Genomic DNA, 8,591 nt, shown 5'->3' with positions numbered 1-8,591 from the left:
CCCCCCATCATACTTTGTTCCTCGTCTTTCTCTCCCCCCCGCCTTCCTCCCCCCCCCCCCCCCCCCCCCCCCCACGCCCGCGGTCAGCCGAGCGGTGTGATCCGGATGTTGCGGAACCGGACCTTGTTCCCGTGGTCCTGCAGACGGATCGCCCCGGCGGCGGGCGCCTCGGCCCGGCCCGACGCGGTGGGCCCGTCGAGGGCGATGTCGTCGTGGACCTTCGTGCCGTTCCAGACCACCGTCACCCGGGCGTCGGCGGTCTTGCGGCCGCTGTCGTCGTAGCGGGCCGCGCGGAAGACGACGTCGTACGTCTGCCACGTCTCCGGGGCCGCCGCGGCGTTGGTGTCGGGCGCCTTCTTCAGGTAGAACGCGCCCGCCCCGTTCGTGGCCGGCGAGGTGTCACCGTAGGAGTCGAGGATCTGCAGCTCGTAGCGGTCCTGGAGGAAGACGCCGCTGTTGCCGCGGTCCTGACCGGTCACGTCCGGCGGCAGCAGCGGCACGCGGAACTCCACGTGGAGGGCGAAGTCCTGGAAGGCGTCCTTGGTGCGGATGTCGCCGCAGCAGACCTCCATCGACCGTTCGCCGGCCAGCGGCCAGGCCACGCGCTGCCCGTCCGTGTGCTGCCACTGGTCCTGCGAGGCGGCCGTACCGTCGAAGAGCGCGACGCGGGCGCCGTGCGGATGCACGGTGATCAGGTCGAGGTTGACGTGGCCGGTGTCACCCGTCCCGTACCGGTAGGAGACCGTGTTGTGCCCCGCGCGCAGGCGCAGGCGCTCGGTCCGCGTGGACCAGGTGTCCCAGTCCCCGGTGGAGGCGAGTCGGGTCTGCCGCACCTTCTCCCCGTTGGCGTACAGGGACAGGGTCTTGGTGCCCTCGAACGGGTTCGGGCCGTTGGAGTAGCGCAGGTTGACGTCGTAGGTGCCGGACTTCGGGACCGTCACGTCGAAGGTCGTGGCCGCCTTGCCCTCGGTGGCGTATCCGTCGACGAATCCGCTGCCGGAATGGCCCACGTGGTCGGTGCCGACACCGGCCGTGCCCGTCAGGCGCGCCTCCTCGGCTTCGAGGAGCGTGGCGGGCGGGGGCTGCTTGCCGGGCATCGCGTTGAGCGTGTACCAGGCCTCGGTGCTCCACAGCGCCTCACCGGACGCGGAGGTGAAGGGGCGCGGGGAGCGCACGTGCACCACCCGGTCCGGCTTGAGGCCGTCCAGCCGCAGCCGGACGGTCCGGGAGTCCCCGGAGAGCGTCGCGGAGCGCACGGACAGCTGCTCCTCCGCGATCTTCGGGCCGCCGTAGTCGGCGGTCGGCGTGTACCGCCACTGCTCGGCCTCGTAGCGGGCGGCGAGTTCGCCGGCGGTCTCGGCGGACACCGGCTGGGTGTACGTCAGGTCGAAGCCGCCCGGCACGGCCCGCATCCGCTGGATGTCGAAGGTGTCGTCGCCGTTGGGCGTGAGCTTCTGCAGACCGAACTTGAGCTTGCCCTCCTGGCCCCAGTTGCCGTCGGCGCCGAGGCCGCCGGCGTAGACCGCTCCGTCGGGACCGACGCTGATCCGGTTGACGCCGGCCTCCAGGCCCTGCGTGTAGCGGAAGACCGCGCCCTGGTACTGGCCCTTGACCTTCTCCAGGTAGGCGCGTTGCAGGCCGCCGTAGGTGACGTCGCCGATCAGCATCTGACCGGCGAAGGTCCCCTTCTCCACGTACAGCGGCGTGGAGGGCGAGTTGCCGATCTCGTTCTGCGGCAGCCACAGCACCGGTTCGGTGACGGGGGAGTCCTCGAAGGGGCCGGCGGGCTCGGTGTAGTGGTTGAAGAAGCGGTCCTGCTTGATCTGGACGAGCTTGGAGGCGGGCAGCCACCCGCCCTGGTTGTCGGTGGCGAAGAGTCCGCCGCCCGGGCCCCAGCCGATGCCGTTGGGCGTGCGCAGTCCGCCCGCGACCGGGCTGATCTTCCCGGTCTTCTTGCTGATCCGGTACGTCGTCCCGCGGCCGGGCGCGGGCTGCGGGGTCGTGGTCGCGCCGCCCAGGTCGATGGCGACGGACAGGTTCACGTAGAAGTAGCCGTCACGGTAGAGCAGGCCGAACGCGAACTCGTGGAAATTGCCTCCGTACGGCCAGGTGGCGACCGTGCGGAGTTCGTCGGCCACGTCGTCGCCGTCGGCGTCCACCAGCCGGGTCAGTTCGTGCTTCTGCGAGACGTACAGCGCACCGTCGACGTACTTGACGCCCATGGGCTCGCGCAGCCCGCTCGCCACCTTCTTGACGGTGACCTTGTCGCGGCTGGTCGCGCCGGTGACGTTGTCGAGCAGGTACACCTCTCCGGCAACGTTGTCGGTACCGCCCCAGGTGCTGATCGCGAGGCGTCCGTCGGGGAGCCAGTCCATGCCGCTGACCTGCGGTTCGAAACCGTCCGGGCGCAGGTCGGTGAGGGTGAGGTCGGGGCGTACGGAGGTCAGCGGCAGACCGTCGCCGGGGGTGTCCCGGCCGGCCTCGCACTCCTTGCGGCCGGGCGCGGTCACCCGGACGACCCCGGCGTCCGTACTCAGCGCCTCGCGGGGCACGACGGTGAACCCGCTCTCGCCCGGCGGTTTCCAGGACAGCTGCAACCGCTGCTCGCCGCCGCGGTCGAAGTGGTCGATGCGCAGCGGGTGCGGCCCCGCGGTGAGGTCGACCGCGCCGTCCTTGGGCTCCGCACCGTGCAGGCCGTCGTGGTCGATCACCGTGGCCTGGTCGAGGGTCAGTCGTGAGCCGTCGTCGCTGGTGAGGCGGAAGGCGTACGTGCCGTCGCGCGGCGCGACCAGGTAACCGGAGGCCTGCGAGACGAAGTTGTCGGCGATGCCGCCGAAGTCGTCGGTGGTGGACCAGTCGACCGTCGGCTTCAGTTCGTCGTGGTTGGGGGTCTGGCCCGTCTTGAGGGTGCACAGCTCGTTCAGCGGCGTCTGTACGTCGAACACGCGCAGCGTGATCCCGGGCTCCTGCGGCGGAATGTCGCCGGGGGCGGCAGCCGCCGGGGCGGCCAGGGCGCCACCGGTCGCGACGGCTGACGTCAGCAGGAGGGTGAGGTGTTTTCGGGCACGCGACAACAGGCGTGGGGGCATTGGTCCTCCGTGGCGTGGGGACCGGACCGTGCCGGAAATCGCTCCGGTCATGAGCGGTGGGGCTTCGGTTCCGCTGCCACGGTAGGAGACTTCTGCTTGACATGTCCATACTTTGTCAGCGATGTGTTCAAAGTGCTCGGCCTGCCGGGGACCCGGGCACGCCGACGCCCACCCCCGGCCCGTGGGGGCGGGGGTGGGCGGTGTCCGGCCGGAGTCAGCGGCCCTTGCGAACCCGGGCCGCCGCCCGGGCCTCCGCGGCCTTGCGGGCCTCGGAGGTCTTGCGGGACTCCTTGGCCGGGCGGCCCGGCCGGGTGCCGAGGCCGCGGAACGGGGCGTTGCCGCCGCCGGTCTTCGTCGCGGTCGGCGGGCGCCTGGCGCCGGTGAGGTCGGTCAGCTTCTGCTCGCCGGAGCGCACGGGGGTGACCGTCGGCCGGATTCCGGCCTCCGACATCAGCCGGCTGACGTCGCGTCGCTGGTCGGGAGTGACCAGGGTGACCACACGCCCGGACTCTCCGGCGCGCGCCGTGCGCCCGCCCCGGTGCAGGTAGTCCTTGGCATCGGCCGGCGGGTCGACGTTGACGACGAGGTCGAGCGCGTCCACGTGGATGCCCCGCGCCGCGACGTTGGTCGCCACCAGCACGGTGACCTCACCGTCCACGAACTGGCCGAGCGTGTGCGTGCGTTGCGGCTGCGACTTGCCGCTGTGCAGGGCGGCGGCCCGCACACCGCAGGCCCGCAGGTGACGGAGGAAGCGGTCGACGCCGGCCTTGGTGTCCAGGAACATCAGCACGCGTCCGTCGCGCGCGGCGATCTCGGTGGCGGTGGCGTACTTGTCGGCCGGGTGCACGGTCAGTACGTGGTGCTCCATCGTGGCCACGGAGCCCGACGCCGGGTCGACCGACGCCGACACCGGGTCGTGCAGATGGCTGCGCACCAGCTGGTCGACGTCGCCGTCGAGCGTGGCCGAGAACAGGAGCCGCTGCCCGTCGGCGGGCACCTGGTCCAAGAGGCCCGTGACCTGCGGCAGGAACCCCATGTCACACATCTGGTCCGCCTCGTCCAGCACGGTGATCCGCACGTGGCCGAGGTGGCAGTCGCGCCGGGCCACCAGGTCGGTCAGGCGTCCCGGCGTCGCGACGACCACCTCCACGCCGCTGCGCAGCAGCGCCGTCTGCCGGTTGATCGACAGCCCGCCGACCACCGTCGCCATGCGCACGTTCAACACCCGTGCGTACGGCTCCAGCGCGTCGCTCACCTGCTGTGCCAGCTCGCGCGTCGACACCAGGACCAGGGCCAGCGGCCGTTTCGGCTCCGCCCGCAGGCCCGCGGTCCTGCTGAGCAGGGCGAGTCCGAAGGCCAGCGTCTTGCCGGAACCGGTCCGCGCGCGGCCGAGGACGTCACGCCCGGCCAGCGCGTCGGGCAGGGTGGCCGCCTGGATCGGGAAGGGTTCCGTCACCCCGAGGCCGGTCATCGTCTCCACCAGCGCCGGGGGCAGGCCGAGGGTGCCGAACGTCGTGGCCGACGGCGCGTCCGCCGGCCGGAGGCGGCTCCCCGGTGCTGCCGCCCGCTGGGACGTGTCGCCCCGGGAGGGTTCTCGGGCGGACGGCTTCGCGTTCATGGGGACGACCTTCCTGATCAGGCGCCCGGAACGCGCCCGGGTCCGTACCCCTCGGTACGGACCCGGGCGCCTCAAAGCGTGGGCCCAGTTTACCAGCGGGTTCCCGGAGACCGGCGGCCCGTGGAGACGGGTGGCCCGGGGAGGCCGACGGCCGCCGGGGGACTACGCCGGGGGACTACTTGGAATCGATCCGCCCGAGCGGGTTCGCCCCCGCCGTCAGCTCGTCGCACGCCTCCTGCCACGCGGCGTCCCCGGGGTGCAGTGTGCTGCGCAGATAGGCCCAGGTGAGCCGCTGCACCGCCGCCACCCGCTCGGGATTCTCGTCCGTGGTCTCGGCGACGTCGTACCCGGAGACCCCGCCGAGGCCGTGTTCCGCGCCGAACAGGGTGAGCAGGGACTTGGGGCCGGGGGAGAGGAGGTACGGATCACAGTGCCACTCCGGTCCGCGGACCGTCAGGTGCGCGGAGTCGTCCTGGTCGCCGGCGACCACGAGTGCGGGCGTCGTCATGTGGGAGAAGTCGGTGGTCAGGAAGAAGGGGAAGTTCTCGGCCGTGGACCGGCTGAGGGCGTCGCCGCCGCGGCCGGGAGCGGCGAGCAGGACACCCGCCGTGATCCTGGGCTCGCGCAGGCCCACCTCCGTTCCGTCGTCCGGATCGGTGAGGCGGGCGCCGAGCAGCAGGCTCGCGGTGTGCCCGCCCATCGAGTGCCCGGCCACGGCGACCCTGCCGCGGTCCAGTCGTCCCCGGAGCTGCGGGACGGCGGCCTCGAGCGCGTCGAGCCGGTCGAGAACGCGCGTCATGTCCTCGGCCCGCGAGCGCCAGTGCAGGGGCGCGCCCGGGGTCTCGGGATCCAGCCGCAGGGTCCGCGAACTCAGGTGGGTGGGCTGGATCACGACGAAGCCGTGTGCCGCCCAGTAGTGGGCGAGGGGGGCGTAGCCGTTCAGCGAGGAGAGGTGGTTCGAGTAGCCCTGGCCGTGCGAGAGCAGGACGACCGGCAGGTCGCCGCCGGCCAGGGGTGCGGAGACCCGCACCTCGAGGTCCACCGCTCGGCCGGGAGCCGGCAGTACGACCGGACTGACCGAGAGTACGGGGGCGGGTGAGGTGGCGCTGCCTGGTGCGGTGAGCGAAGTACTCATGGTGAGTGCGTATGTCCGTTCGATGGCCCGGGCGGCCGGTCCTCGTCGGACGGCGCCGGGGCGGGGCGGGGTCGGGAAGGGCAGGACGAGGGTGCCGGCCAGACATAACCGGAACGCTGTCCCGATTACGATACGGAACGGTGTTCCGTTTAGTCAACAAGGGCTGGCACCGGCACGTTCGGCACCCCTGCGGCCACGTGTGGCCTCCGCGGTCACGCGGTACCGGCGCCGGTCGTCCGGTCCCGCCGGGGTCGCTCCGCCCCGCCGGCCACGGGTCCTTCCGGGTCGCCGTCGCCTCGTCGACCCGGGCGCGCCCTCGGGTCGGGAGCGGCCGGTCCGCCGCGGGCACGCCCGGCAGCTCCGGGCCCACCACCCGGCCGGGAGCGACGCCCGGCGCGTGCGGGCTCCGTACACCGGAGTGGCCGCGTGGGATCGCCCGCGCCCCGCTGCCCGCCTAAGGTGGGCGGGCCGACGCAACCGTGGTGCTTGCCGATCGCAGGAAGGTGGGGCGACATGGGGCGCAGTGTCGAACCGATCCGGCGAGCCGCCCTGGGCTCCCTCGGTGCCGTGCTGGTGGTGATCGGCATCGCCCTGCTCGTGCTGCCCGGGCCGGGACTGCTCCTCGTGTTCGCCGGGGTGGTGCTGCTGGCGCGCGCCGTCCCGGCCCTGGACCGGTTCGTCGCCCCCGCCCGCATCGCCGGCTCGGTGCTGGTGGGGCTGCTCCTCATCGGTGCGGGCCTGGCATGGGGCCTCGTCTCGCGGCTGCCGTACTCCGGATGGGGCACCGGAGCGAGCCTGATCCTCTCCGGCTGCATCCTGTTCGCGCTGCTCTTCTGGAGCCACCGCCGCGTTCGGGCCACGCGTCGCGGCTTCCCGTCGACGGCCGAGTGACCGGCGCGCCGGCCGGTGACCGCGGACGGCCTGGTCGTGACGGGCACGGTGAGGCGGGGCGAAGCCGGTCCGCCGGCCGGGGAGTCGGTGCGCGACGCCGCCGACGGCGGGCGCGACCCCGCCCCCACGGCCGGAGCCCGGCCCCCGGCGGCGCACGCGCGTGTCCCGGCCCGTGCGCGGCGTGCTCCCGAGGGCATCGGGTGCGTCGTACGGCAGTCCGGGGCGTCCCCCGCGGCCGGGCGATATTCGGTCCTCGCGCGGCCGTCGGCATGACAAGCTGTGCTCCTGTTGTCCGAACCCAGGAGGTCACCATGGCTGCAGAGAACGCATCGCAAGCAGGTTCGGAGTCGGCCGAGGTCGAGAGCCCCGCCCTGGCGCCCGACGAGGAGGGTCGGTACGACCTGAAGGGCAAGTTCCGGGAGGCCTTGGCGCGCAAGCGCAAGCAGGCGGAGGCGGCGACGCGCGACGCGAACGCCGACGGGTCGAAGATCCGTGGTGCACACGGCCCCGCCGCGAGCCAGCGGTCGTTCCGGCGGAAGAGCGGCGGCTGAGTGTGGCACGGGCTGTCCGGCGGCCGGCGTGACGCGCCCGCCCGCCGGACCTCGCCTGCCGCCGGCGGCGAGGATCCGCCCGGCGCGCGCCGGTGAACGTGCACCGGAGCGCGCCGGTGCACGTGCCGGGCGGGGTGCCCGGCCGGAGGGGCCCGGTCAGGGGTGGCTGGTCAGGTAGCCGCCCATGGCGGTGAAGTACTCCGTCGCGGCCAGTTCCCGGCCGTCCTCGGTCCGTACGCGGGTGATGGCCAGGCCGTGGTTGCGGCCGGTGCGGGCGTCGGCCCCGGCCACGATCACCACGCCGTCGCCCTCACGGTAGAAGACGCGGCCCGGAGTGCCGCCGTAACGGCCCTCGGAGACCACGGCGGCGAGCACCTCGAGTCGCCTGCCCCGGTGGAACGTGAAGGCGCTGGGGTACGGCTCGGACTGGGCGCGGACCAGGCGCTCCAGGTCCTCGGCCGGCCAGGACCAGTCGATGCGGATGTCCTCGACGGAGCGCTTGTGGAAGAAGCTCGCCCGGGACCGGTCCTGCGGGGTGAACTCGGCCCGGCCGGCGGCGATGAGATCGAGGGCGCCGATGGTGACCGGGGCGATGAGGCCGACCGTCTTGTGGAAGAGATCCGTGGCGGTGTCCGTCGGCCCGACCGGCACGGCCTCCTGCCGGACGATGTCGCCGGCGTCGAGTTCGTCGTTCATCATGTGAGCGGTGACGCCCACTTCGGGCTCGCCGTTGATCAGGGCCCAGATCAGCGGGGAGAAGCCGGCGTACTTCGGCAGCAGTGAGTCGTGCACGTTGAGCGTGCCGTGCCGCGGCAGACCGAAGATCCGCGGAGGAATCCACGTCCGCCAGTTGTTGGCCACGATGATGTCCGGATCGGCCTCCTTGAGGCGTTCGAACAACTCCTCGTCGTCGGGGCGGTTGCGGATCAGCACCGGGACGCCGTGCTCCTGCGCGAGGTCGGCGACGGAGTCGCTCCAGATCTTCTCGTACGCGTGCTCGCTCCGGGGGTGCGTCACGACCAGTGCCACGTCGTGCTCGGAGTCCAGGAGGGCTTGGAGGGTGCGGTGCCCCCAGGTCTGGTATCCGAACATGACGACCCGCATGGGGTTCCTCCTCGAGGCAGGGAACGGCCCCGCAAGTAAAGCAAGGCTGCCCTTAGTCCACAACACCCCGTCCTGAGGCACCAGTTGGCGGCGTCATCGTCCGGTCCGCCCTATCGACAGCCGCACAGCATTAGCTTAGGCTCACCTAAGTTTCCGGCGGGGTCGATCCGCCGGCACGTCCCATTCCGGCAACCCCCACGCCC

General features: G+C 72.6%; 6 protein-coding genes. 2 read left to right on the top strand and 4 right to left on the bottom strand.

The window, feature by feature from the left end:
* Window positions 1–83: 83 nt before the first annotated feature.
* The 3 genes from ACVV2G_RS24155 to ACVV2G_RS24145 all read right to left on the bottom strand — a co-directional run bounded on the left by ACVV2G_RS24155 (window position 84) and on the right by ACVV2G_RS24145 (window position 5,842).
* Window positions 84–3,089, bottom strand: a complete 3,006-nt coding sequence (locus ACVV2G_RS24155) for a 3-keto-alpha-glucoside-1,2-lyase-like domain-containing protein (protein ID WP_453844845.1) — start codon at window positions 3,087–3,089, stop codon at window positions 84–86.
* Between the two features lie 214 nt (window positions 3,090–3,303).
* The gene (locus ACVV2G_RS24150) at window positions 3,304–4,707 is read right to left on the bottom strand and encodes a DEAD/DEAH box helicase (RefSeq protein WP_453844844.1); all 1,404 of its coding nucleotides are present in this window, start codon (window positions 4,705–4,707) and stop codon (window positions 3,304–3,306) included.
* 175 nt (window positions 4,708–4,882) lie between these two features.
* On the bottom strand, window positions 4,883–5,842 hold the full coding sequence (locus tag ACVV2G_RS24145; protein WP_453844843.1) for an alpha/beta hydrolase family protein: 960 nt from the start codon (window positions 5,840–5,842) through the stop codon (window positions 4,883–4,885).
* A 513-nt stretch (window positions 5,843–6,355) separates the two neighbouring features.
* Between ACVV2G_RS24145 and ACVV2G_RS24140 the strand changes: the two genes are divergently transcribed.
* Together ACVV2G_RS24140 and ACVV2G_RS24135 are read left to right on the top strand one after the other, a co-directional pair.
* On the top strand, window positions 6,356–6,733 hold the full coding sequence (locus ACVV2G_RS24140; RefSeq protein WP_453844842.1) for a PGPGW domain-containing protein: 378 nt from the start codon (window positions 6,356–6,358) through the stop codon (window positions 6,731–6,733).
* Between the two features lie 311 nt (window positions 6,734–7,044).
* Window positions 7,045–7,284, top strand: a complete 240-nt coding sequence (locus ACVV2G_RS24135) for a DUF5302 domain-containing protein (protein WP_453844841.1) — start codon at window positions 7,045–7,047, stop codon at window positions 7,282–7,284.
* A 156-nt stretch (window positions 7,285–7,440) separates the two neighbouring features.
* On the opposite strand, the gene ACVV2G_RS24130 is transcribed toward ACVV2G_RS24135, so the two are convergent.
* On the bottom strand, window positions 7,441–8,388 hold the full coding sequence (locus ACVV2G_RS24130; RefSeq protein WP_453844840.1) for a methionyl-tRNA formyltransferase: 948 nt from the start codon (window positions 8,386–8,388) through the stop codon (window positions 7,441–7,443).
* Window positions 8,389–8,591 lie beyond the last annotated feature (203 nt).

It is taken from the genome of Streptomyces sp. JK94 (genome assembly GCF_053613315.1).
This window is presented reverse-complemented; position numbering and strand designations above follow the sequence as displayed.

Bases quoted from the DNA above. Each gene is read 5' to 3' on its own strand.
- ACVV2G_RS24155 (WP_453844845.1), bottom strand. From the start codon at position 3,089: ATGCCCCCACGCCTGTTGTCGCGTGCCCGAAAACACCTCACCCTCCTG.
- ACVV2G_RS24150 (WP_453844844.1), bottom strand. From the start codon at position 4,707: ATGAACGCGAAGCCGTCCGCCCGAGAACCCTCCCGGGGCGACACGTCC.
- ACVV2G_RS24145 (WP_453844843.1), bottom strand. From the start codon at position 5,842: ATGAGTACTTCGCTCACCGCACCAGGCAGCGCCACCTCACCCGCCCCC.
- ACVV2G_RS24140 (WP_453844842.1), top strand. From the start codon at position 6,356: ATGGGGCGCAGTGTCGAACCGATCCGGCGAGCCGCCCTGGGCTCCCTC.
- ACVV2G_RS24135 (WP_453844841.1), top strand. From the start codon at position 7,045: ATGGCTGCAGAGAACGCATCGCAAGCAGGTTCGGAGTCGGCCGAGGTC.
- ACVV2G_RS24130 (WP_453844840.1), bottom strand. From the start codon at position 8,388: ATGCGGGTCGTCATGTTCGGATACCAGACCTGGGGGCACCGCACCCTC.